Annotated in this window: 23 protein-coding genes; 13 read left to right on the top strand and 10 right to left on the bottom strand. The window is 51.6% G+C overall.

What is annotated here, in order from left to right; all coding sequences use genetic code 11:
- Positions 1-31 precede the first annotated feature (31 nt).
- From gltX to ACXIT9_RS05025, 6 genes are all read left to right on the top strand, one after another.
- Positions 32-1570: a glutamate--tRNA ligase gene (gene gltX, locus ACXIT9_RS05050; protein WP_458055141.1), complete on the top strand. Its 1539-nt coding sequence runs from the start codon at positions 32-34 to the stop codon at positions 1568-1570.
- A 72-nt stretch (positions 1571-1642) separates the two neighbouring features.
- Positions 1643-1861, top strand: a complete 219-nt coding sequence (locus ACXIT9_RS05045; RefSeq protein WP_458055140.1) for a hypothetical protein — start codon at positions 1643-1645, stop codon at positions 1859-1861.
- Between the two features lie 175 nt (positions 1862-2036).
- On the top strand, positions 2037-2486 hold the full coding sequence (locus ACXIT9_RS05040; protein ID WP_458055139.1) for a holo-ACP synthase: 450 nt from the start codon (positions 2037-2039) through the stop codon (positions 2484-2486).
- Positions 2487-2516: 30 nt separating this feature from the next.
- Positions 2517-3182, top strand: a complete 666-nt coding sequence (locus tag ACXIT9_RS05035) for a porin family protein (protein WP_458055138.1) — start codon at positions 2517-2519, stop codon at positions 3180-3182.
- A gap of 83 nt (positions 3183-3265) precedes the next feature.
- Positions 3266-3847 carry a NifU family protein gene (locus ACXIT9_RS05030; RefSeq protein ID WP_458055137.1) on the top strand — a complete coding sequence of 194 codons (582 nt, stop codon included), beginning with the start codon at positions 3266-3268 and terminating at the stop codon, positions 3845-3847.
- A gap of 23 nt (positions 3848-3870) precedes the next feature.
- Entirely contained in the window at positions 3871-4938 is a 1068-nt protein-coding gene (locus tag ACXIT9_RS05025) for a DUF3810 domain-containing protein (protein ID WP_458055136.1), read from the top strand.
- Between the two features lie 63 nt (positions 4939-5001).
- Here ACXIT9_RS05025 and ACXIT9_RS05020 read toward each other — a convergent pair whose 3' ends face one another.
- Together ACXIT9_RS05020 and dusB are read right to left on the bottom strand one after the other, a co-directional pair.
- Entirely contained in the window at positions 5002-5895 is an 894-nt protein-coding gene (locus ACXIT9_RS05020) for a DMT family transporter (RefSeq protein WP_458055135.1), read from the bottom strand.
- 37 nt (positions 5896-5932) lie between these two features.
- Entirely contained in the window at positions 5933-6925 is a 993-nt protein-coding gene (gene dusB / locus ACXIT9_RS05015) for a tRNA dihydrouridine synthase DusB (RefSeq protein WP_458055134.1), read from the bottom strand.
- Positions 6926-6962: 37 nt separating this feature from the next.
- Between dusB and ACXIT9_RS05010 the strand changes: the two genes are divergently transcribed.
- The 5 genes from ACXIT9_RS05010 to ACXIT9_RS04990 all read left to right on the top strand — a co-directional run bounded on the left by ACXIT9_RS05010 (position 6963) and on the right by ACXIT9_RS04990 (position 11032).
- Positions 6963-7919 carry a CPBP family intramembrane glutamic endopeptidase gene (locus tag ACXIT9_RS05010; protein WP_458055133.1) on the top strand — a complete coding sequence of 319 codons (957 nt, stop codon included), beginning with the start codon at positions 6963-6965 and terminating at the stop codon, positions 7917-7919.
- Positions 7897-8112, top strand: coding sequence for a putative signal transducing protein (locus ACXIT9_RS05005; protein WP_458055132.1), 216 nt, complete (start codon positions 7897-7899; stop codon positions 8110-8112). Before ACXIT9_RS05010 ends, ACXIT9_RS05005 begins: the two co-directional genes overlap by 23 nt.
- A complete protein-coding gene (locus tag ACXIT9_RS05000; protein ID WP_458055131.1) occupies positions 8084-8941 on the top strand; it encodes a phosphatidate cytidylyltransferase in 858 nt (285 codons plus the stop codon). The genes ACXIT9_RS05005 and ACXIT9_RS05000 overlap by 29 nt, the downstream gene beginning before the upstream one ends.
- 72 nt (positions 8942-9013) lie before the next feature.
- On the top strand, positions 9014-10291 hold the full coding sequence (locus ACXIT9_RS04995; RefSeq protein ID WP_458055130.1) for a Glu/Leu/Phe/Val family dehydrogenase: 1278 nt from the start codon (positions 9014-9016) through the stop codon (positions 10289-10291).
- Positions 10292-10369: 78 nt separating this feature from the next.
- Positions 10370-11032, top strand: coding sequence for a phosphatidylserine decarboxylase family protein (locus ACXIT9_RS04990; RefSeq protein WP_458055129.1), 663 nt, complete (start codon positions 10370-10372; stop codon positions 11030-11032).
- On the opposite strand, the gene ACXIT9_RS04985 is transcribed toward ACXIT9_RS04990, so the two are convergent.
- Positions 11010-11447 (bottom strand): Clp protease ClpB, encoded by a 438-nt coding sequence (locus ACXIT9_RS04985; RefSeq protein ID WP_458055128.1) that lies wholly within the window; start codon positions 11445-11447, stop codon positions 11010-11012. The genes ACXIT9_RS04990 and ACXIT9_RS04985 overlap by 23 nt on opposite strands.
- A 376-nt stretch (positions 11448-11823) precedes the next feature.
- Between ACXIT9_RS04985 and ACXIT9_RS04980 the strand changes: the two genes are divergently transcribed.
- Entirely contained in the window at positions 11824-12270 is a 447-nt protein-coding gene (locus ACXIT9_RS04980; RefSeq protein ID WP_458055127.1) for a hypothetical protein, read from the top strand.
- Positions 12271-12363: 93 nt separating this feature from the next.
- On the opposite strand, the gene ACXIT9_RS04975 is transcribed toward ACXIT9_RS04980, so the two are convergent.
- From ACXIT9_RS04975 to ACXIT9_RS04960, 4 genes are all read right to left on the bottom strand, one after another.
- Complete coding sequence (locus ACXIT9_RS04975) at positions 12364-12717, bottom strand: FAD/NAD(P)-binding protein (protein ID WP_458055126.1); 354 nt, start codon at positions 12715-12717, stop codon at positions 12364-12366.
- Positions 12718-12841: 124 nt separating this feature from the next.
- Positions 12842-13309, bottom strand: coding sequence for a large-conductance mechanosensitive channel protein MscL (gene mscL, locus ACXIT9_RS04970; protein WP_458055125.1), 468 nt, complete (start codon positions 13307-13309; stop codon positions 12842-12844).
- Between the two features lie 137 nt (positions 13310-13446).
- Positions 13447-13836 (bottom strand): hypothetical protein, encoded by a 390-nt coding sequence (locus tag ACXIT9_RS04965; RefSeq protein WP_458055124.1) that lies wholly within the window; start codon positions 13834-13836, stop codon positions 13447-13449.
- 101 nt (positions 13837-13937) lie between these two features.
- A complete protein-coding gene (locus tag ACXIT9_RS04960) occupies positions 13938-16127 on the bottom strand; it encodes a S9 family peptidase (protein WP_458055123.1) in 2190 nt (729 codons plus the stop codon).
- Between the two features lie 219 nt (positions 16128-16346).
- Between ACXIT9_RS04960 and ACXIT9_RS04955 the strand changes: the two genes are divergently transcribed.
- Positions 16347-17330, top strand: a complete 984-nt coding sequence (locus tag ACXIT9_RS04955; protein ID WP_458055122.1) for a D-alanine--D-alanine ligase family protein — start codon at positions 16347-16349, stop codon at positions 17328-17330.
- A 92-nt stretch (positions 17331-17422) separates the two neighbouring features.
- Here the strand turns inward: ACXIT9_RS04955 and ACXIT9_RS04950 are convergent, their stop codons facing one another.
- Genes ACXIT9_RS04950 through ACXIT9_RS04940 form a run of 3 tightly spaced genes read right to left on the bottom strand, consistent with a single transcriptional unit; the run spans position 17423 to position 23756 of the window.
- Positions 17423-19468, bottom strand: coding sequence for an OmpA family protein (locus ACXIT9_RS04950; RefSeq protein WP_458055121.1), 2046 nt, complete (start codon positions 19466-19468; stop codon positions 17423-17425).
- A complete protein-coding gene (locus ACXIT9_RS04945; protein WP_458055120.1) occupies positions 19459-20427 on the bottom strand; it encodes a PorP/SprF family type IX secretion system membrane protein in 969 nt (322 codons plus the stop codon). Before ACXIT9_RS04945 ends, ACXIT9_RS04950 begins: the two co-directional genes overlap by 10 nt.
- Positions 20424-23756, bottom strand: coding sequence for a T9SS type B sorting domain-containing protein (locus ACXIT9_RS04940; protein WP_458055119.1), 3333 nt, complete (start codon positions 23754-23756; stop codon positions 20424-20426). The genes ACXIT9_RS04945 and ACXIT9_RS04940 overlap by 4 nt, the downstream gene beginning before the upstream one ends.
- Positions 23757-23791 lie beyond the last annotated feature (35 nt).

The following is a 23791-nucleotide window of genomic DNA, read 5'->3' as shown; positions in this document are numbered from 1 at the left end:
AAATGAGGGCGGATAAAGAAGAAAAAGGAACATGAATAGAGAAGTACGTGTACGATTCGCTCCCTCCCCGACGGGAGCCCTGCACATCGGAGGGGTCCGCACGGCCCTGTATAACTACCTTTTTGCACGTAAGCATGGAGGTAAATTCTTACTTCGCATAGAAGATACGGATCAGACACGTTTCGTGCCTGGCGCCGAAGCCTACATCCGAGAGGCCCTGGACTGGTTGAACATCGCTCCCGATGAGAGCCCTTGGAATCCGGGCGACCTCGGCCCTTACCGACAGTCCGAGCGCAAGTCCATGTATATGCAGTATGCTTTAGAGCTAGTAGAAAAGGGCTATGCCTACTATGCCTTCGATACGCCGGAGGAGCTGGAGGCCATGCGCGAACGTCTGACAGCGGCACGCGTGGTGAGCCCGCAGTATAATGCGATCACCCGCACGCAGATGAAAAATTCACTGACCTTACCTGATGATGAGGTGCAGGCCAGGCTGAAAAGCGGGGATCCTTATGTGATCCGCATAAAAATCCCAAGGAGAGAAGAGGTGCGTCTAAACGACATGATCCGTGGCTGGGTCATGGTACACAGTGGCACACTCGATGATAAGGTGCTGATGAAGTCTGATGGCATGCCCACCTATCACCTGGCAAACATCGTAGACGATCACTTGATGGGCATCACCCACGTCATCCGTGGTGAGGAATGGCTGCCTTCTGCTCCACTGCACGTACTCCTCTATCGCTATCTGGGCTGGGAGGACACGGCGCCGCAGTTTGCGCATCTGCCGCTGCTGCTGAAACCAGATGGTAATGGCAAGCTGTCCAAGCGCGATGCCGACAAGCATGGCTTCCCCGTATTTCCGATGAACTGGCAGGACCCGAACTCGGGAGAGCAGGCGATGGGCTTTAAGGAGCAGGGCTATTTGCCGGAGGCGATGGTGAACTTCCTCGCCTTCCTGGGATGGAACCCTGGCGACCACCGGGAAATGTTTACCCTAGAGGAGCTGGTGGAGGCCTTTTCTGTGGAGCGCATCGGTAAGTCCGGCACCAAGTTCGACATTAATAAGGCCAAGTGGTATAACGAGCAGTATCTGCGCGCGAAGACGAATGAGGAGCTGTCTGTTTACTTGCAGGAGGACCTGCAAAGGGAGGGGATCAGCGTTAGCGATGAGAAGGCTGCAGCCATCGCAGCCATCATGAAAGAGCGCGCCACGTTCCCGGCAGACCTCTGGAAAGAGGGGCAGTTTATGTTCCGCGTACCGGAAGCATTCGACGAGAAGGTAGCTGCCAAGAAATGGAACAATGAAGCCGTTTCTGTGTTAAATGCTTATAAAGTAGCCCTGGAGGCGGAGACAGAAGCCTTACAGCCCACACGTGCGAAGGAACTGCTCGAAGCAGCGGCTAATTCCGTGGATGTGAAGATGGGTAAGGTCATGCAGGCCGTACGTCTAGCTGTTACGGGGGTGGGCGCAGGCCCTGATCTGATGGAGGTTTTTGCCATCATCGGGAAAGAGGAGCTGGTCAACCGCATCGCGCATGCCTTGGCGGTCCTGCCCGTACAGTCCTAATCCTGCCCGTTTGCTTTGGCCGTAAGCCAAAACGTCTGCGCAGCTTATTTCATGTATGAACCGCATAAAAGTATGAGCAAGAAACCGAAAAAAGAAAATAAGCCGAAAGTGCATCCCGACCTCGAGGGGTTCGAAATGGATATTAACTCACTCGGAGAGATCTCGAGCAGCTTTCCGATCGATCGGATAAACGAGTTCTTAAATAAAAACGTGGACGATAAGAAATTACGCGACAGGGAGGAAGGGGATGAGCTGCCTGCCAAGCCCGGGCGGAAGAAAAAATCCGAATAAGGAATAAAGTTTAGGAGAGGAGGAGATGTCTGTGGACGTTAGCCTCCTCTTTTTTTCAGGCCTGCGGCCTTACTTTCCGTTTTTTTAGGGGGATTTCTTGGGTGGGTTCCCTTTCTTGGGAGTGCCTACCCAACAGCTGTCTGGCAGCAGGTCCTAGTTTCACATTCGCTTTCCTATGGCTATCGTACAAGACACTATCTCGACTTTTTTTCCTGGATCGTATCGCTTTTCTATCGGCACAGATAATGAAGAGGTGGCTCGTTTTGCTCGGCTGCTGAGCAGTAGGCCAGCGCTCATCACGCGACTTTTTTATCCTGCTGAGAGGCGGGAGGAGCTCCCTGCCGCGCGGCGCGCCATGTCGCTGGCGGGAATTTGGTGTGCGAAGGAGGCGGTGGTGAAGGCCTTTGCTCCTTTTTTAGCGCTGGATATCCGAGAGGTGGAAATTCTCAAACATCCTTCAAAAGGCTATCCCTATGCACGCCTGCATCTGAAGACCGCTTTCGATCGCCCTTTTCAGCTAAGTGTAAGTATCTCACACACGCGTGGGTATGCGCAGGCAGTGGCACAGCTGGTGGTAGCGCTTCCTTTAGGGGAAGAGCGTGCAGAAAGCCCTGAAAACCCATAAAAAATCCTTATTTTTGGAAAAAAATCGGGTATGGCGAAAGCATGGAGCCTATGGCTTATTTTATTTTTAGGAATCGGAGGCAGCGAGATGCTGCTGGCACAAACGAGCGTGGGCTTCCGTGCGGGCTTTAGCACGAACAGCTACAGCTACCGCGTGCAACCAGCCTCGCTTACTACCCGGACGGATGCGGGCATTACCGCTCCTACCTTCGCGCTAGTGGCAGAGACCTTTCTAGCGAAAAATGCCGGAGTACAGCTGGAAGTGCAGGTCCTCTCTTTGGGATTTACGGAGCGAGACACCTTGGAAAACACCAATCAGACACGCTTCGATTATATCCGTATTCCACTGCTTTCCAATTTCTATTTTGGTAATAAAGGGCGCTTTCATATCAAGGCGGGGCCTTATATCGGCTTTTTATTGGATGTAGTAGATGTGCAGCGGGAGTGGTCCGCTCCGGACATTTTGCCTACCTATGCACAGGAGGGCGACCGGGTAAATGCCTTTACCTACGGCTTGGCGGCGGGTGCGGGGCTTAGTGGACTTTTTGGTAAGTCCACCTTGGCTGCGGAGGTGCGTGCTAGCTATGAATTTGCTCGTCCAGAGCTCCAAAACCGCATCTTCGACCAGAACGCGGTGGTCATCGAGGTCACCCTCAGCTATCTCTTCCGGGTTTTGAAGCACCGTCCTCTTGAGTAAGTCTTCACTGGTGGCTAGTAAAAAGGAACTTTCATTTTAGGGTACATTGTTACTCTTCTAACTATCTAAACAAACGCGCAAGCATGTTACAAGCACAAGAAAAACCAGTACATATTTATATGGAGGCCAATCCGAACCCGAATTCGCTTAAGTTCGTGGCCAATTTTCTACTCGTAGATGAGGGCATCAGCTTTGATTTTCCTGATGCCACGCAGACCGAGGACTCCGATTTAGCGAAAGAACTCTTTAATTTCGATGCTGTAACCCGCGTTTTTATCGCCTCTAATTTCGTGACCGTTACGAAAAAAGAGGAGGTAGATTGGATCGAGGTGCAGGAACATATCCGTTCCCACATCAAGCAATACCTCGCCTCGGGGAAGGCCGCCGTCAAGAAAACATTCGATGCGGATCCGCTATTTGACGAAAATGATTCGGAGACGGTAAAGAAAATCAAAGGCATTTTAGATGAGTACATTCGCCCTGCCGTGGAGCAGGATGGGGGAGCCATCGTCTTCCATAGTTTTAAGGAGGGCGTGGTAAAGGTACTCCTGCAGGGCTCTTGTTCGGGTTGCCCTTCCAGCACAGTCACCCTAAAGGCGGGCATTGAGAATTTATTAACCCGTATGCTGCCAGAGGTGAAGGAAGTTCAGGCGGAAGGGGTGTAAGATTTATGAAAGTAAAAAAGTATATGAAGTCCTATTCAGGGCTCCTTTTGGGCCTGATCGCGCTAGCGGTCAGGCTTCTTTTTGATGCTTTTCCGCAGCTAGCGGAGTATGGCTATTCGCGTGGGCTCTTTCCTTTTTTGCGCTTGGGGCTGGATTATAGTATCGGACTTCTTCCTATTCCGCTGATTTACCTTTTTTTTGTAGCGGTAATCTTGGTTCTTATTCGTTTTTTTTGGCGGCTACGCCAAAGGCCCCGCTGGACGCAGCGTCTGGGTTTCGCCGCACGCTCCCTTTTCAATGGCATAGGTCTGCTTCTGTTTAGCTTTTTAGTGGTTTGGGGCTTTAACTATCAGCGTTTTCCTGTGGTTCAGCAGGCGGGGCTGCAGAAGTCGGCTCTTACTTTAGAGCAGCTGCAGGCAGAGATGGAGTACACCGTGCGCGATTTGGACAGCCTGCGGGCGCTACTGACGAAGGACACTTTGGCGCTGGAGGCATCGGTTCCTTTTCGGGAGCTGGAGCGGGATATTCGGGCGGCGGTGAAGGAGCATGTAGGTCTGCTGGGCTTAAATAATCCAGGTCGTCCGCGCACGCATCCCCTTTATCCTAAGGGGCTTATGCGAAGGCTGGGAATTATCGGCATTTATTTTCCCTTTACGGGGGAAAGCTATATCGATGCCTCCTTACACTTTTTAGAGCAGCCCTTCACGATCGCCCATGAGATGGCACACAGTTTCGGCGTGACCGCTGAGGGAGAGGCGAATTTAGTGGCTTGGGTAGTAGGCTATGCTTCTGCTGATCCACTTTTGCGCTATAGCGCACAGGTTCAGCTGCTGCTGTATCAGCTGCGTGATTTTTATTTTTTAGCTCCTGATCAGTACGGGGCTGTTGTAGGGGCGCTGCCCAAAGGTCTGCTGGCTGATTTACGGGCTTTACAAGAAAACCGTGAGCAGTATCGTCCATTGGCTTTGGAGTTTTCGAAGAAGGTAAATGACACCTTTCTGAAGGCCCAGGGGGTAAAGGCGGGCGTGGAGAGCTATAATGAACTGCCTATGTTAGCGGCTGCGTGGCGGCAGCGGGGGACGGGGGAGTAAGCCTTTTTTGGGTAAAGGGCTGCCCGAGACAAGGTCGATGTTAGTGGTGCAAGAAAATAGGGTTTATCGCTTGCGATTTCCGATATATACGCCGATGATGACCGCGGCGATACCCAGATAATGTCCGAAAAGAAGCACCTCACCATCCCAAAGCCCCCATAAGATGGCGACGATCGGAATGAGGTAGGTGACGGAGCTGGCAAAAACGGGGGTGGCGATCTTTACCATGACATTAAAAAGGATCAGTGCCAGGGCGGTGCCCACGATGCCCAGTGTGGCGATATAGCCGAGTGCTGGCAGGGCGCCTTCCACATGCGTTACTTTAAAGGAAAAGTTCGTGAAAGCGAAGAGGTAGAGGGCAGCAGCGGGCAGGACGAAAAGTAGGGAGATGGCCGTGATGGCTACTGGCTTCAGGGCGACAAAGCGGTATTTAATAATGTTCAAGTTAATGCCATAACATGCACAGGCGGCTAAAACGAAGAAGGCGTAGGCGTTTAGCTCTCCGAGGGAGCCGCCTTCCTTCACGAAGAGCAGGGTAAGGACGCCGAGAAAGGCGATAAAGAGTCCGATCGCATTTCGACGGGTGATGCGGGCCTGAAAAAACAGTGCTCCGATGAGGACCACGAAAAGTGGGGTCATGGCATTAAAGACTCCTGTAAGGGAGCTGCTCAGCTGGGTTTGGGCTTTGGCAAAAAGAAAGGCGGGTATAAAGCTGCCTACAGCTCCCACCACGATGAGGTTCGTGACTTGGCGGCGGTTTAGTCCGCGGAGTCGTGGCAGCGAGAGGGGCAGCAAGACCATTCCTGCCGCCACGATGCGGAAGGCGCCTACCTCCCCGGGAGAAAACACCAGCAGGCTTTTTTTAATCAAAATAAAGGAGCTGCCCCAGACTAATGCTAAAATAATGAGAAAGCCCCAAGCTTTCAGGGCATTCTCTTTTTGTATGTCGCGTTCCATTTACCTGCTTTTGGGGCGCCGAGCCCCGAACTCCTGATTACACGAAAGAATAGTCGGCATAGGCATGACGTACTTCTTCCAGAATTTCGACCACTTCCTCGTACTGTTCTGCTGTCACCATGCGGCTGCGGTAGGCTTTAAAGCCCGGCATGCCACGGAAGTAATTCGTGTAGTGGCGGCGCATTTCGAGAATGCCTAATTTATCTCCCTTCCATTCGATGGAGAAGTCCAGGTGTTTACGGGCGATGGCCAGGCGGGCGTCCAAAGTCGGGGGTGCCAGTTTTTCGCCGGTCGCGAAGAAATGCTTGATTTCATTAAAGATCCAGGGGTAGCCGATGGAGGCGCGCCCGATCATCATGCCATCCACATCGTATTTTTGGCGGTACTCCAGGGCCTTTTCCGGGCTATCGATGTCGCCATTGCCGAAAACGGGGATATGGAGGCGCGGATTCGCTTTGACCTCGTTTAGGTAGGACCAATCTGCCTCCCCTTTGTACATCTGCTGGCGGGTTCGGGCATGGATGCTGATGGCTTGGATGCCGACATCCTGCAGTCTTTCGGCTACTTCCACGATGCGGATGCTGTTATGATCCCAGCCTAGGCGGGTTTTCACGGTAACGGGAATCTTTACTTGCTTGACGATTTCTGCAGTCATCGAGACCATTTTATCGATGTCCAGCAAGATCCCGGCGCCAGCACCTTTACAGGCCACTTTATGGACGGGACAGCCATAATTGATGTCCAGAATATCGGGTCCCGCTGCTTCGGCGATTTCTGCTGCCTGGCGCATGGATTCGATTTCGCTCCCAAATATTTGGATGCCGATGGGGCGTTCATAGTCGTAGATGTCCAGCTTTTGGACGCTTTTGGCCGCATCGCGGATCAAGCCTTCCGAGCTGATGAATTCGGTGTACATGAGGTCAGCACCTTCTTGTTTACACACAGCCCGAAAGGGCGGGTCGCTCACATCTTCCATAGGGGCTAATAACAATGGGAAATCCCCTAGCGCTAAGTTTCCAATCTTTACCACGTGTATGTCTTAATTTTGCGTAAATTTACGGCTAATTATGGAGATTTATAAAGCAGAATCCAAAATAGGCCGCCAAGGTCCCTGGTATTTAGGGCTTTTGTCCCTTTTCCTCATCGGATTCGGGGTGGTGGTGGTCTTAAATGGTGTCGCTGTCCTGCTGGTCAGCCTGCTTTTTGGACTCGATTCGGCGGAGCTACAGGAGTTTGCCAGTAATCCAGCCGCTTCTACGATTCCGCATGGGCGCATTATTTTCTTGCTCATGCAGGGTATCGCTTCGGGCTTGGCCTTTGCGCTCGCCGCACTTTTATATGCCCGCTTTATCGATCAAGCCTCCTTTGGATGGAAACAACAAAATCAGCGCTTTCGGTTCGATTTCGCCGTGTATGTGGTAGCACTTTCTGTTTTGGCCATTACGGCCAATGCCTTTTTCATTCAGTGGAACAGCCAGCTGATCTTTCCGGAGGCCTGGTCTTCTCTGGAGGAGCTTTTAAAAAGTCAGGAGGAACGTATCGAAGCGCTTACTTTATTTCTGCTTGATTTTCAACATGTGGGGGAGTTTTTACTTGGCTTGCTGGTGGTGGCAGTAGGTGCAGGCGTAGGGGAGGAGCTTTTTTTCCGAGGAGTTTTACAGCCCAAGCTGCAGCACTACACCGGAAGTCCACATGTGGCTATCTGGGTGACGGCCTTTATTTTCTCTGCTATCCATTTTCAGTTTTATGGATTGATTCCTCGTGCTTTCCTTGGTGCTTTCTTTGGCTATTTGTATTATTATACCGGCAGCCTGTGGTATCCCATGTTAGCCCACACCTTTAATAATGGGCTGACGATCGTGATGCTGTATCTGTACCGCCAGCAGCTAGTGGAGATGGACATTCAGGACCCCGATTTAGTGGCGCCGCTAGTGTCGCTAGGTGCCGGAGGGCTCTTGGTGCTAGGGATTGGCCTTTTACGAAAAATGAATAGAAAGCGGCATGAGCTGGAAAAAAGTATTTGAAAATGGGTCACCGGTACGTGCCGAGATCGTCAAGTCTATCTTGCTGGAGCATGAGGTTCCGGCGGTGGTCTTAAATAAACAAGAATCAGTGTATAAAATTCATGGCTATTACGAGGTGCTGGTTCCGGCAGCCGAAGTGATGAACGCCTTAAACATCATCGCGCATGAGGTCAGGTTTGAGAGTGAGGGATAGGTTTAATATCAACAATTACAGTAACCTGGGGCAGCGTGTGATCACGGCGCTGATCGGAGCCACGTTGATAGTAGGGGCCTCGATTTATAGCGAGTGGACCTATTTTATTGTTTTTGGGACCATATTAGGCTTTTGCCAAATGGAGTTTTACAAGCTTTCTGGCTTAGATGGGCTGCTACCACTGAAGTCTTTTGGGACTTTTTTAGGCTTAGCGATTTTTGTATTGACTTTCACCATTGAGTTTGGGCATATCGATGACAAGTTCTATTTCTTGATTTTTCCCTTATCCTCTTTAGTGTTTTTTATCAAGCTGTACAGAAAATCAGATAAAAAGCCGTTTACGGGCGTGGCGTACACTTTTTTAGGCATCTTTTATGTGGCGATTCCGTTTAGTTTACTGAATGTGGCAGCGTTCGCGGTAGATGATACCTTTCATTATGAGATCATCATCGGTTCACTGTTCATTTTGTGGGCTACGGACACGGGAGCGTATTTTGCTGGAACGAAGTTTGGCAAGACCAAGCTTTTCGAGCGTGTATCTCCGAAGAAGTCCTGGGAGGGCTTTTTAGGAGGGGCTGTGTTGGCCTACGTTTTAGCTTACGGCTTGGGTATATATTTTAATACGCTAGCGATTTGGCAGTGGTACAGTATCACCACGATTATTATTGTAGCCGGTACGTATGGTGACCTAATCGAGTCCCTTTTTAAGCGGAGTATCGCGATAAAAGATAGCGGTAGACTGCTTCCGGGGCATGGTGGATTTATGGATCGTTTTGATGGATTGTTATTATCAGCTCCCTTTATCGCTGCTTTTTTGAAAATATTCTAAAACGAGCGGATTAAATTAAAAATTGCTTTAATATTGTAGTGTCATTCATTCATCAACATACAAAACCCAAATATGGCTTACATAGAACCGGCTCCCATAAAGGATAAAGAAAATCCTTTGGAGTCTATGATGGAAAGATTTAACATCGCGGCAGAGAAATTAGGACTTTCGAATGAGGTCTATAATGTTTTAAAAAATCCTGCCAAGCAAGTTATCGTCTCCCTGCCCATCACCATGGATGATGGTCGGATAGAGGTATTCGAAGGGATTCGTGTAATCCATTCGAACATTTTGGGTCCGGCGAAAGGGGGTATCCGTTTTGCACCTGACGTGCACTTGGATGAGGTACGTGCCCTAGCCGCATGGATGACGTGGAAATGTGCCGTCGTAGACATTCCCTATGGTGGTGGTAAAGGAGGTGTGAAGTGTAATCCGCGTGAGATGTCACGAGGAGAAATCGAGCGTCTTATGCGTGCCTATACCACAGCGATGATCGATGTTTTCGGCCCTGACAAGGATATCCCTGCTCCCGATATGGGTACTGGCCCTCGTGAGATGGCCTGGTTAATGGATCAGTACTCGAAGGCACATGGCATGACGGTAAATGCCGTAGTGACGGGTAAGCCACTCGTTTTAGGAGGCTCTTTAGGGCGTACCGAGGCGACCGGTCGTGGGGTGATGGTCTCTGCCTTAGCTGCGATGCAGAAGTTGAAAATTAACCCATTCCAAGCCACCTGTGCCGTGCAGGGATTCGGTAATGTGGGTTCTTGGGCGGCGCAACTTTTAGAGGAAAGAGGCTTGAAGATCACGGCGATATCGGATATTTCAGGTGCTTATCATAACGAAAATGGTATCGACATTCAGGCGGCCATCCAGTATCGAGATGGAAATAATGGCACCTTAGAGGGCTTCGATGGCGCTGAGAAACTAAGCGACCCGATGGAGCTTCTGGAGCTTGATGTGGATGTACTCGTGCCTGCTGCAGTGGAAGATGTTATCACGATTAAAAATGTAGATAAAATCAAGGCGAAACTGATCGTAGAAGGCGCGAATGGTCCTACTTCAGCACGTGCGGATGCTATTATTAACGAAAAAGGCATTATGGCTGTGCCGGATATTTTAGCGAATGCCGGTGGGGTGACCGTGTCTTATTTCGAATGGGTACAGAACCGTTTGGGTTATAAGTGGACAGCAGAGCGTGTCAATAGACGTTCAGATCGGATCATGAAGGATGCTTTCGATCATGTGTATGAAGCTTCGATCAAGTATGATGTGCCGATGCGTATCGCCGCTTACATCGTGGCTATCGACAAGGTAGCAAAAACTTATACCTTCCGCGGTGGTTTCTAAACGCCATACAGGAATTCTTTCTATATTTGAGGCTGTGTCTGTGTGCACAGCCTTTTCTTTGACCTATCCCCTAAACCTATGAGCATTCATAAAGAAGGCAGATCGCTCCTATTTTGGCTCCTCCTGATACTGGTAGCCCTAAATGCGGCTCTCCACTTTGGATTTCCTGAAGCTGGGCAGTTGCATAACATCGCACTCTTAGTGAGTGTACTCTTTTATCTGCTTATTCTGCAGTTTTTCCGAAACCCTTTCGTGCCACTGCCCCAAGACGAGCAGCTGGTTTATGCGCCTGCTGATGGCAAGGTCGTCGTAATCGAGGAGGCTTTCGAAGATGAGTTTCTGAAAGAAAAGCGGAAGCAGGTGTCTATCTTCATGTCTCCTGTGAATGTCCACGTGAACAGAGCCCCGATCCCGGGTAAAGTCGCTTATTTCAAGTACCACCCGGGCAAGTACCTCGTGGCCTGGCACCCGAAATCAAGTACGGAAAATGAGCGGACCTCCATGGTGCTGCAGCATCCGAATGGTGTGCAGATCATGGTGCGTCAAATCGCTGGAGCATTAGCACGCCGCATCAAGTGGTACGTGGATGCAGGAACTGTTCTTCCTGCCGGCGGAGAGTTTGGCTTTATCAAGTTCGGCTCACGCGTAGACCTGTACCTGCCTTTAGATGCTGAAATTTTAGTCCAAATGGACCAAAAAACTAAAGGTGGTAGAACGCCTATCGCTCGGCTGAAGGGTTAAGACGCTGGCGCATCCGCCAATAGTTTCCCATCAGGAGGACAAGTAAAAATAAACTTGTCCATGTCAACCACTTCCATACGCTGGAGGTGGTTTTCTTTTGCTCTAAAAGCAAATCCTCCGCCCGTGCCAGGTGCTGTTTTAACTGTCGATTTTCACGCTCTAGGCGCTGTACGATAAATTTATAGTCGTTTTTTTCATAGGTCATTTCGGAGGTGACGATGCGCTGCTGAAGCTCTAGCTCTTGGATGATCAAATTATCTTTCTGCAAGATGCGCTCTAGCCAAGCATTCGTCTCCTGCATATCTTTTTTCGTCCTGTTCCCGAAAATACCTGACTTATTCGCCTCAGAGGATTTCCAAGCCTGATGGAGGGCGGCACGGTCCTCTAGAAGCTTTTCCAGTTTTGCCTGGGCCATCGCGCTTAGGGGTAGCGTTAGCCCAAATAGCAATAGGAAAAAGATTCGGGTGAGTTTGAAAAGAAACATGTTCGGAAAGTTGTTTACTTTTTTACCAGTTTCAAAAAATATGCCGAAGGCAAAGGAGGGGAAGCAGGGCATAAAGGAGCGCGCAAAATTATTTTTTTTGGCTAATCGACACCAAAATTTATAAGTGTAGGCTCCTGTTGTGTAGGCGCATGCCTTACCGGCATAGCTGCGTTTCGGTTGGGGTGAAAAAGGGTCTAAAATGGGCCTAAAAAGCCTCTTTTTGGCTTCTACAGCGCTTTCAAAAAATAGCTTTTCTATGTCTAACCGACTATCTTACCTTCCAAATCGTTCTTTTTAACCGTTTTTTATGAGTCAGAAACAAGAAGATACCCGCCCGAATCGCCCTTATTGGAGATTTGAAATCGATCAAGTGTTTTTAAAGCGCAAAGCGGAAATGCATCATCAGGCGCAGCAGCGTGGTGGTGGCGTGGCGCTATTTGAAGATTGTTATACCGGCCAAACGCTTCGTGGTGGTGATCCCTACCAGTATGAGCACATCATTTCTTCCGAAGAAATTTTTATGCGCTTCCGCAGTCAGCTTACGAATGAGCAGATCGCTGAGCTGGTCAACTGTCCCGAGAATTTGGGTGTTACCTTAGCCGGCATTAATCAGAGTAAGGGGAAAAAAGCTATTGGCGATTGGTTAGCAGATACTGCTAAACTGGCTCAGCTAGGAGTAGATCCTGCACGTGCTCGTGCTGCTGCCCGTCGTGCAGAGGAAGGCATTCAGCGCATGTACCGTCTTTTGCGCTAGGCGCAATGCATTTACGTCAATTTTTGAGGAGGTAGCCTGTGGTAAAAAGCCCTTTGGCGGACTGAGGGGCTATAACCTGGAGGGTGTGGTAGTTTACCAGTGTTCCCCCAGGTGCCGCATGAACTTGACCTTTTCTCGGGTGCTCATGTCGTTCCATTCCCCTTCGCCGTGGACGAGCTCGGAGTCTCGGGTTTTGCGTTCTGCCACCCAATCCGTAAAGTGGGAGGGCTCTTTCGCGTAGACGCCCATTAGGTCGGTGGGTGTATTCAGAAGGTGGCCTTTTTCCTCAGAGCCGAAGGCCAACCCATAACCGAGTGTTTTTTCCTTTTCGAACCAGTCGATACGGATGCTGTCTTGCAGGCCGAATTGATGAATTTTTATAAAGAGTTCTATAAAGGAGGCGACCCCGCAGGCCCCTCCTCCGATGATAGCAATCGTTTGCTTCATGGTTAGTTATCTAGTGGTTGTTTTTTTAGTGGCTTACGCCACAAAGGTCAGGCCACTATGCCCCTCTTCGTGCATTTCATGGAGGTAGACTCTCCGATTTTCGGCTTGCTCGCTCTTGGATGCGTTAAGAAGGAGCTCCAGAGGAGGGATTCCCACCTTTTTTCAGTAAATCTCGAATTTCGGAAAGTAATTCCTGCTCTTTCGTAGGGGCTGGCTTCGGTGCAGGGGCGGGCGGGGCTGCTTCTTTTTTCTTTTTGGCGGTATTTATCGCCTTTATAAACATAAAGATGACGAAGGCGACGATGATAAAGTCGAGCACAACTTGCAGAAAGTTGCCATAGTTAATCGTAACTGCCGGAGCAGCTTCCATGAGCATATTTCCCGCGGCATCCAGCTGGGCGGGGATAGCTTCCTTTAGTGTTAGTTTCAATTCTGAAAATGGGACACCGCCGATCAGCAAGCCAACGGGCGGCATCAGGATGTCGGCAACCATGGAGGAGACGATCTTCCCGAAGGCGCCGCCTATAATGATACCGATCGCTAGGTCTACGACATTGCCGCGCATGGCAAACTCCTTAAATTCTTTTAGCATGTAAGTTTGGTTTAAGTAGAGGTTTGGATATGGATTCGTCTAGTAGGCACAAGGGTCTAATTTCTGTAAGTATTCTTTCTTCAAGCCCCATAGCCTGAAACGGAGCAGGTGATGTCTCACTGCGGTGCTTACTATGTTTAGCGGCGAACTTTCTTTTTACGCGCACCACTAGGCCGATTTACTCGGTGAAAGGCTCCCCGTCGCTTTGTATTCATGTAAAAGTTATAGAGGTAGTTAGCGGCGAAGACGGTTATGGTCAGAGGAATAAATGTGGCAGGCGCCATAGTCTTGATGCCGATCAGAATAAAGAAGGTGGCGATCATCCCGGCTTTAAATGTCGTATGACTTTCTGGATAGAGTGGCCGTGTGATGGAGAGAGAGATCGCTTCCAAGGCCGCAACTAAGAGCAGCATATAGGTTAAAACCAGTGCTAAACTGACTTTCGGGTCCCAGGTAGCGTAGAGGATGCCCGTGGAGACGAGCAGAAAGCTGCTTGTCTGTAAGGAAAGGTGGATACGTTCTTTCATGCGCGGGATATATAAGGAAAAAGGCAGCGATACTAGATAAATCTTTCGCTGCCTTAAGGTATGGAAAAAGGAATTATGGAGCAAGGGGCTCCGCAGTAATCTTAGAGTTTTCTTTTGATAAAATCGGTCATTAGGCTGTACAAGTGCCAGGTGGTATTTCCTCCATAGATGCCATGATTTCGGTTCGGATAGTACATGGTCTCGAACTGCTTGTCGGCGGCGATAAGCGCATCGACTAAATCCACCGCGTTTTGGTAGTGGACATTATCATCTCCAGTACCATGGATGAGAAGTAGCTCGCCTGTCAACTTATCCACATGGGTGATCGGGTTATACGCATCATAGCCTTCCGCATTTAGCTGAGGGGTCTGCAGGTAGCGTTCGGTGTAGATGGTGTCGTAATAGCGCCAGGTGGTGACGGGAGCCACAGCGATGGCGGCTTTAAAGACATCATTTCCGAGCATAAGGGCTAGAGAAGACATATAGCCTCCGTAGGACCAGCCCCAGATGCCGATACGGCTCGCGTCGATATGGGGAAGTGCTCCCAGCTGGCGAGCGGCAGCAATCTGATCGGCTACTTCATGCTTCCCTAAATTCGCGTAGGTGACGTGTTTGAACTCTCGACCCCTTGCGCCCGTGCCGCGGTTATCTACGCATACGACGATATAGCCTTCCGCCACGAGGTGCTGGTGCCAAAAGTCGCGCGCCCCTCCCCAGCTATCTGTCACCTGCTGTGAGCCTGGACCTCCATAAACGAACATCAAGACGGGGTACTGTTTTTCGGGGTTAAAATTTACTGGCTTCAACTGGTACGCGTTTAGCGGTGTGCCATCGGCGCCATCCAGTTGGAAAAATTCTTTAGGGGCCAGCTGAAATCCTTTTAGACGCTCCCGCAGGGCTGTGTTATCTTCTAAGGTGCTCAGCAGTTTACCATTACTCTCATGCAGCGTCACGGTTAGCGGACTGTCAGCGGCGGAGTGATAATTGATAAAATAGCGAAAATCCTTACTCATGCTCACGCGATGGGTTCCTTTCGAGGTGGTGAGCTGTTTTTTTCCTTTGCCGTTAAGGCCCACCACATACACATGACGTTCTAGGGGAGAGACCTCCGAAGAGATGAAATAAAGCTTGCCGGCTTTTTCGTCTACACCGATCAGGCTATTCACCTCGAATGGGCCGTCGGTCAGCTGGCGAATCAGGCTCCCGTCGTTTGCATGGTGGTAGATGTGCTTGTAGCCGTTTTGCTCTGAAGTGCGGATAAAGCCCTTATTTTGGTCTAGGAAAAGAAAATTATCGTTATAGTTGAGGTCTACATAGGTGGCCGCTTTCTCTTGTAGGAGAAGTGTAGAACTGCCATCTTTAGGGTTGGCATAGAAGAAATCCAGCTGATTTTGAAGGCGATTTAAGCGGATGTAGGCGAGCTGCTGGCTGTCTGCGGTCCAGTAGATGCGCGGCAGATACTGATCTGTTTCGGAGCCACTGTCCACGGTGGTGCTTTGGCCGCTGGCCAAATCGTATATACGAATGCTCGTCAGCGCATTCTTCTCCCCTGCTTTCGGGTATTTAAATTTGTAGTCTTCCGGGTAGAGGTTCCCCCAAAGCTGCATATTAAATTCGGGCACTTCGCGTTCATCGAAGCGGATGAAGGCCAACTTTTTGCCGTCAGGCGACCACTCAAATGCTTTCGACATGGAAAACTCCTCCTCATAGACCCAGTCCGCGGAGCCATTGATGATGGCGTTCCACTGGCCATCATCGGTCACACGGCGTAGCTCTCCCGTCGCCAGAGCGGCGATGTAGAGGTCGTTTTCGTAGACGAAGGCCACCTGCTTGTTATCCGGGGAGAGGGTGGCGTGCATGATTTTTTTTCCGTCCATGAGGGTGGTTACCTGGCCACTGGCTCGGTCGAAGACGTGGAAGATCGCTTTTCGGGAGCGTCGGTAGATGCTTTCTGGCTCGGTTTCGAGCAGAAGCATGCTTTCGTCCGGGTTAAAGGCATAGGCGCTGATGCGCAGGCCGAGGGCAGCTCCATCGACGATGACGGCGGTTTGCTTTCCTGTGGCGAGCTCCATTTGTACCACCTTGGTGGCGCCATTTTCTCGGGTCAGGGAGCTGTAAAAGCGGCCATCGTTCATCCAGTTGATGCCCGCAATGCTGCGCTGGTTAAAGGCATCCGAGCGAAAAACATCCTCTAGGGTGATCGGGCGTGCTTCCTGTGCCTCTGCCTGCTGTGGGCTGCTCAGTCCGAGGAGTGCACAGAGGCTGAAGGCTATCCAATTTCTTTTTCTCATGATCGCATATTTAAGTAGGCGAATATACAGGTTTTCCCGTAGTGGCGCGGCACAATTTCGGAAAAGCGGGGATGGAAAAGGATGGCAGGCCTGCTTATGGGGGAGTTTTCAGTGTCCTGCCGGTGCCAAGACAAGAATTCTCTTTATTTTTTCGGATTTCATGCAGGAAGTCTGCTGTTTTTTGCAGTAATTCGTAGCACATATTAGCCGATTTCCAGCATGAAGAAAACGATCGCCTTGGTTACCGGTGGCTTCACCGGAGAGTCTGTTATTTCCTTGAAAAGTGCCGCCGTGGTGGCGCGCCTCCTAGATCCGGAGCGATATGAGGTGTTTACGATTTTCGTCTATCCTGGTCGCTGGTATTACGAGGCGGAGGGGCAGCAGTTTCCGGTGAATTTGAATGATTTTTCCTTGGATTTGCCTGGCGGCAAAGTCACCTTCGATGGGGTTTTCAACTGTCTGCATGGTTCTCCTGGAGAGGATGGTAAGCTTGCTGGCTATTTCGAGCTGATCGGCATGCCTTACACCACGAGTGATGTGCTGACTTCAGCGATCACGATGAATAAGGCCTTCACGAAGGCTATCGTAGCGCCTATTCCAGACTTGTATGTGGCGAAAAGTGTGCGGCTTCAGCGTGGGGAAGCGCAAGCTGCCGAGCGTGTTTTAGCGGAGCTACAGCTTCCTGTTTTTGTGAAACCGAACAGTGGAGGAAGTAGCATCGGGATGTCGAAAGTGAAGGAAGAGGCTGCCCTTGAAGAGGCGCTCGCGCGTGCTTTTCAGGAGGATGCGGAAGTGCTGGTGGAGGAGTTTGTTTCCGGCAGGGAGTTTTCTATCGGCATCTACAAAGCGGAGGGCAAGGTACATGTTTTGCCCGCCACGGAAATCGTGAGCTCGAAGGAATTTTTTGATTTTGAGGCCAAGTATGTGGCGGGTGTCACGGAGGAGATTACGCCGGGACGCATGGATGCCGAAGAGGTGGCGCGTGTAGAACGTATCGCTGCCGCTGTATATGAGGCGCTAGGCTGCAGGGGAGCGGTCCGTATGGATTATTTTCTGCGGCATTCCGATGGCAAGTGTTTTTTCATCGAGCTGAACACGGTGCCGGGCCAGACCGAGACGAGCTTGATTTCCCAGCAGGTGCGCGCCGCAGGGATGGAAGTGCGTGATTTTTATACGCTGCTTATTGAGGCGATGTGGGCCTAAGTTTTTGGCCGTAAAGGCCAAAATAGTTATTGCTAAAGACCTTTCCTTTCCCTTCTACCGTCTCCCGCTGACACAGCGGGAGACGTTTTTTTTCACTTCTGGGAGCGCTCTCGAAAGTAGCGTCTCCAGGCTTCTGGGTCGCAGGGATCTAAGTCGCGGAAACGTGGGTCTTGCTGCAGGACGGGATGTTCGGGGTCTACTTGCAAGCGTAGCTCGGTCCTCCTGTTTAGCTGATGCTCCTCTTCTGGGCAGGGTATGCCGTCGCCACAGTCTTTTAGCAGGAGCTGCTCACCGAACCAGCCCATCGACAGCCGACTGGCGGGGATTCCATGGCGTCGGGCGAGGTAATCGTGTACGGCCAGGGCGCGGCGCTCGCTGAGGGCTTCATTATACGTGTCACTCGCGCGGGAATCGGTATGGGAAGCCACGTGCAGCGTGGTTTCGGGGTATTGTTTTAGGGCCTCAGCCAGGCGATCCAGTCGTTCTGCCGCTTCTGGACGAATGAAGGAGCGGTCGAGGTCATAGTAAATGGTGTCTTGTAGCAGGGTAAAGGCTTGTAGGACAGGCTGCAAGCGATAGGTTCTTTCGATGTAGTTTAGCTTCAGGTTTTTCGAGGTGATGCTGCTGTCCTCCAGGATTTTGTAGCCGGGCAGGTCGAGCTTTAGGGCAAAATCCCTTCCGAGGCTTACCTCCGTGAAGAATTCTCCTACGCGGTTTTTGCGCAGCACCAGCTCCTGATCTTTCGTGCGATCGAGCAGTTCGGGGACTTCGGAAAAGGTCAGCAGAGTGCCAGCGCAGTCTTCGAATCGTGCGGTGAAGAAGACGCGGCGATCTTCGATGCGATAGATATTATCTCCAGCACCTTCGCGTAGCAGTCGATCGGAGGAGATGCTGAGGCCTCCTTGCTCGTTTTGATAGTATCCGAAGTCATCTCCACCGCTATTAAAGGGTGTGCCGAGATTTTGGACCTGGCTGAAGTTGTTTTCCTCGATGTAGGCCTTAAAAATATCAAGCCCACCCAGGCTGGGCGCTTGGTTGGAAGAGAAGTATAGTTCTTCACCAAAAAGGAAGGGGTAGGCTTGATGGGCGGCATTGTTAATGATTTCGCCGAGGTTTTCGGGGAGGCCCTGCGTGCTCATGTCGGGATTTAGTGCCACTCGGTAGAGGTCGAAACCACCGAAGCCTCCATCCCGGTCGCTGGCAAAGTAGAGGTAGTTATTCGCTTCATCCAGGTGTGGGTGCTGGGTGGCATGTTGGCGGGGATCGTTTATGGCCAGGGATTCGATGTTTCGCACGATGCCGTCTGCACCTAAGCGGCCTCTGTAGATACCCGGATGCTGGACGCTATTCCGCTTCCAGGCGGTTTTTTCTACGGCGGTAAAGAAAATAGAGCTACTGTTTTGGGCTATGCTAGGGTCCTTGGTCATGAGAAATTCCATGTCTTCAAAAACCAACTTTTCAGGCGTTCCTTCCGGGGTTTTACGGTAGATCCAGAGGTAGTCACGTCCATTTCGTGCATAGAAATCCGCTGTTGGCTTTTTGGTTTTCAAGTCGATGCGGATGAGCGGTTTTTTAGTCTCTCCTCCGATGCCGCGGTCGCTGCTCCAGTAGGCGATGCCGCGGCTGTCGTAACGCAGCCCGAAGTCGCTCTGTGCGCTGTTCAGGCTGCTGTCGGCTTCTAGGTTTACGCTGGGTTCTGCGGCTTGGGCGGCACGCATAAAAGCCATGTTCACGGCTTCCAACTGGGAAAGGCGATAGCCTGACCTTCCCAGGAGCTGCTCGAGTCGGAGGACGGGCATGTCCAGGCGCGCTCCTGCACGGACGTAGGCGCGGTAATCTTCGCGCTCCGGCTGATGCTCTTTGATGATACGCTGGTGCCAGTCGAAGGCCTCTGGGTATCGGTGGAGCGTGTCGTAAAGCGCTGCAATGCGTCGGGCCTCACGTCCAGTAGCTTTTTTCTCATAATTCTTAAGCGAAAGTTCCAGCGATTGCTGAAAGTTTCTTTGCTGCTGGAGGAGTTCTGTATAGTCTGTGCTGAAGAGCGGATTTTGCTGCGCCAGGCTTAGGCTGTTTCCTCCTAGGGCCGCAGCGAGTAGGCCGATCAAAAGAAAGAAGCGTATCGTAGCGTTTAGAACCATCTGGAATCTCGGATTTGGATGTTTTTAGGAGATAGGTAAATGCCTAGGGACACTTCATGGGAGTTAAAGCGCAGGTCGCTGAGTGCGTTTAGGTTGTGGTCATAGGCATAGCCAAGCCGCAGCCCATCGCTTATAAATACTTCCACGATGGCGGCTACTGCATTTCGGCGGTTAAGCGTGGGGGATAGGTTTTCTTTCCCTGCGCGCACATTGCTCCGGTAGGAGCCTCCCACCCAAACACGAGACTTCAGCAGAAAAAGCGCGTTTAGGTCAAAGTGAAGGGGAGCTCCCTGGACTTCTCTTATCAGGATGGAGGGCTTCAGCTGCACGTCGGGGTGCAGGGGAATGAGGCCGCCGAGGAGCAGGAAGAAATGGGGGTCGGCGAGGGCAAGCTGAAATTCTTGTCGCTGTAGGGTGCTTTGCGCCAGCAGATTATAGGCGCTGATGCCACCGAAGAAATATTCGCTATGGTAGAAAATGCCGAGATGCATCAGGGGGGTAAAAGCCTGCATATCTTGCCCGGGGATGTCGGGGTCATCGGGGTCGAAGGCGTTAAAGGCGGCGCGTAGCTGGTAGGAGCCCAAGCCGGCACTGAGTCCTGCGGACAAAAACTGTTTTTCGCCCACTTGGATGCGGTAGGCATAGGTGGCAGTCAGCTGGCTATTGGCGGTGGGGCCGATTTCATCGTGGAATACGGAGAGTCCCATGCCCATGCGTCCTTCGTTAGCGCTGAAGTCTGCACTGAAGGAGAGGGTGCGTGGTGCGCCGGGGAAAGAGCTCCACTGATCCCGGAAAGTACCTTGGGCATAGCCTTCTGCTTTATAGCCGGCATAGGCGGGGTTTACGTGGATGGGGTTAAACAGGTACTGGCTAAACTGTGGCAACTGCTGCGCTGCGGTAGGGAAGGCCAGCAGGAGCAGCAGAGGCATGAGGAGGTATACGCTTAAGTGCTGCTTCATGGTGCTTGGTTTACTTGGATCCAACCTTTAAAATTGCGTTCCTCGCCTTCTTCTGTAGTGACGGTAAGGATATAGTAATAGGTGCCGGAGACGAGCCCGGGAGCATTCCAGCTGTTGTTATAATTAGTCATCTCGAAGACATGATCGCCCCAGCGGTTAAAGATGACGACGCGGTTTGAGGGGAAGCGTGCTAGGCCGCGGATTCGCCAAGTATCGTTTCGGCCGGAGTTATTCGGGATGATGATGTCTGGGATAAAGAAGATATCGGCGATGACGGCGGAGGTAGAGCTATTATTGGCCACATTGGTTTCTTCTTGCTCCACGGCAATGGAGGCGGTGTTTTGGAGAATAAAGGGTCTGTTATCGGCAGCGCGACGCACCTCTACGGTAAGGCGGATGGTGACCGTGCTGAAGGCGGGGAATTCGTCGATTGTCCAACTTAGGCTACGCTCATTTTCCTGCTCGAAGCGTAGGGTGAGGTCGTTTTCATTTTCTGCTATTTCTTGACTGATAAAGCGCAGGGAGTTGGGCAGGATGTCTTCGATCCGCACTTGTGTCCCGCTAACTGGGCTCAGGTTACTGGCGGTGATGCGGTAGACAAGGGTCTCTCCCTGCCAGGCATCTGCCTGTTCGCTAACTTTTAAGATCGAAACATCGATCGGCGGGTCTTCTAGGCGTAAGAGGATCGTGGCCTCGTCACAATTCGCTGGATCGTTCGTTTCGCAGATGCGGTAGCTGAGCAGATAGGTCCCTGCGGGATTTAGCCCTGGCAGCAGAAAAAGCTCGCCATCAGGGGACTGGCTGATGCCTACGAGTCCACCGGCATCCAGCAGTGTGAAGGTGAATTCATTTGCCCGAATTGGGATGCCATTCAGGCGATCGTTGGCAGTAGCGATGCCGATAAAACCTTCATGGTTCAGCGGGAAGGTGCCGAAATCAATGTCTTGGGCTTCGATAAGGTTACTTACGACAAGAAAGAGTATTTGAGCCGTTCTACAGTTGGCCGGATTCGCTCGTTCACAGATTTCATAGCTGACGCTATAAGCGCCAGGAGGTGCTCCGGGCAGTATTTCAGGCACTCCAGCCGCATTTAGGCGGATAAAGGGAGGAGGGTTTAGCAGGCGGAAGGTGACACTTTCAGGCGACGCGACCACTCCGTTTACTTGATCATTTTCTAATATGCTGAAGGGAAGAAGCCGACCTCCACCGCTGGATGCCGGAAAGTTTCGGTAGTCGTCATCGGTGGCGATAAGGGCATTCGCAAGGGCTGGTAGGACGGAAGCCACATTATTTGTGGGATCGGGGTCATTGGTGGCAGCACTAACTTGAACTTCGTTTAGGTAATTTCCAGTGCTTCGGATGCGCGCTGTGACGCGCATGCGTACAGTGTCGCCTACCGCTAGGCTGTCCAGACGCCAGAAGGGCGCTGTGTAGGTGCCGCGTTCTGGCACTGCGCTAAGCAGGGCGAGGCCGGATCCTGGGTTCTCGCGCACCTCTATGGAGCTCGCAGTTTTCAGGCCTAGATTGGTTAAGATGATCTGAAAGGCTACTGTGTCGTTAACGGCAAGCAGCTGGTTAGGCTGTTCGAGGACTTTAGCTATGGCCAGGTCCGCGCAGTCCGATAGTCCGATGGTTCGGGTGAAGGTGGCGATGCTTCCGCTATTTCCACTTGTGGCGCCATTAGCGGGAAATTCCGTCATGGAGACGGAGCTGGTCACACCATTACGGCCTCCATTCACGGTTTTATTCGCATTATCCTGGCGGACATTTAGCAGGATTCGTCCACCGCCGCCACCGCCGCCCGGGCCTTCGGATTCCACGAGGAGTATCAGTTGGTCTCCCCCTCTACCTCCATTTGCGCTGAGGCGCAAACCGTTTTCCAGTCGGTCGGCTTGGACGACGATGGTTCCGCCTCCCCCTCCCCCGCCGGCTGCGTCGAGATGGGTGTTCCGTGTATTTCCTCCGGGCGCTCCATCTGCGGTGATGGTACCATTACCGGTTACTTGGTTCGCTAGTAGGAGGATAAAGCCCCCTCCAGCACCTCCATCACCTGCGGCGCTGTTATTTCCCTCCCCGGCACCGCCACCGCCACCTAGATAGGCGGTATTTTCAGGGTTTGTAAGTGCCAGGGGGCGTCCTCCTAGGCCGCCGACAGCATCGCGTTTCGCCCTGTTCCAAGGTGCGAATACATCTTGCGCAGGAATTCCTGGGGCGATAAAATTAGCGGGATAGGAGGGGCCATTCGTACAAGCGTCTAGATTTATATTTGTAAAGGTGTAGCCCCCATGTCCTCCACCGGAAGAATTGGTTAGGCGATTTCCATTTGCGATATAATTTGGGTCTAAAGCCCAGGCACCGGGGCTGCCACAGCTACCAAAATCATTCATGACACCGGCGCCGCGAAACCAGGCATCGGGATTTCCGCCATTCGAGCCACCTCCACCGCCGGCATTATGCGCATTCCCTCCGCCACCGCCATTGGCGATAGCGCCACGCCCGAACTGCCCTCCAAAGAGGGTGTTATAGCGCTCCCCCCAGCCGGCTACGCTTTCTCCTTTCATGGCCCCGCGTGCGGCGTTTCGGGTTTTTAAGGCCGTCCAGAAGCTGCTGTCAGCCGCTGAGGTGAGGTTATTGACGATGCCACCCCGAAATCCTGCACCGACGGCATTGATCTGGCCTTCGATCTCTACGTTATCGGCTTCCACGGCGATAACCCCTCCGCGGCGGCGTGCCATGGACTCGGGACTGCTGCCGGGGGCAAAGGCCTCTGCACCCCAAGGGATGGAGACGATTTCTGCTCCCGCGCTCACGCGCAAATTACGAAAACGGGGTACGCGGATGGCTTGAACGTTCGCATTCGCGACGTAGGTTTTTTCTACGCCACAGGTAAGTAAAACCAAGTTGCCCTGCACCTCAGAAACGACGACAAACTCGTAATTTCCAGCTCCATTCAACTGCGTGACACGTCCGAACTGCTGGATTTGTTCTACGGTATCGATTTCTGCCCCTTGTGCTTGGTACAGCATGATCAGGTCTCCCGGTGCTAGAGTGTTCGTAGCAAAAGTTCCCGCGGGTGTTTGGATATTTGGAGGTAGGTAAGGCACTGCATCGCGGTTCAGTTCGGATAAGTTTGCGACGCGTAGCTGGTTATCGCCTGGGCGTATATCTGAGGTGACGCGTGTGTAGCGATTTAGTAGGAAGCGTCCATTCGGTAATTCCAGAGTTTCAAGTGCCGTCTGTGCTTGTACCTGCTGACTAGAGTGTGTCGCGCTTCCAAGCCAAAGGCCGCAGCAGCTGATGAGGAAAAAAAGAAAAGACCAGCGGTTCATAGTTTGGGTGATGATTTGGGCGAAATAAAGCGGAT

The organism is Nitritalea sp. (genome assembly GCF_054166705.1).
This window is presented reverse-complemented; position numbering and strand designations above follow the sequence as displayed.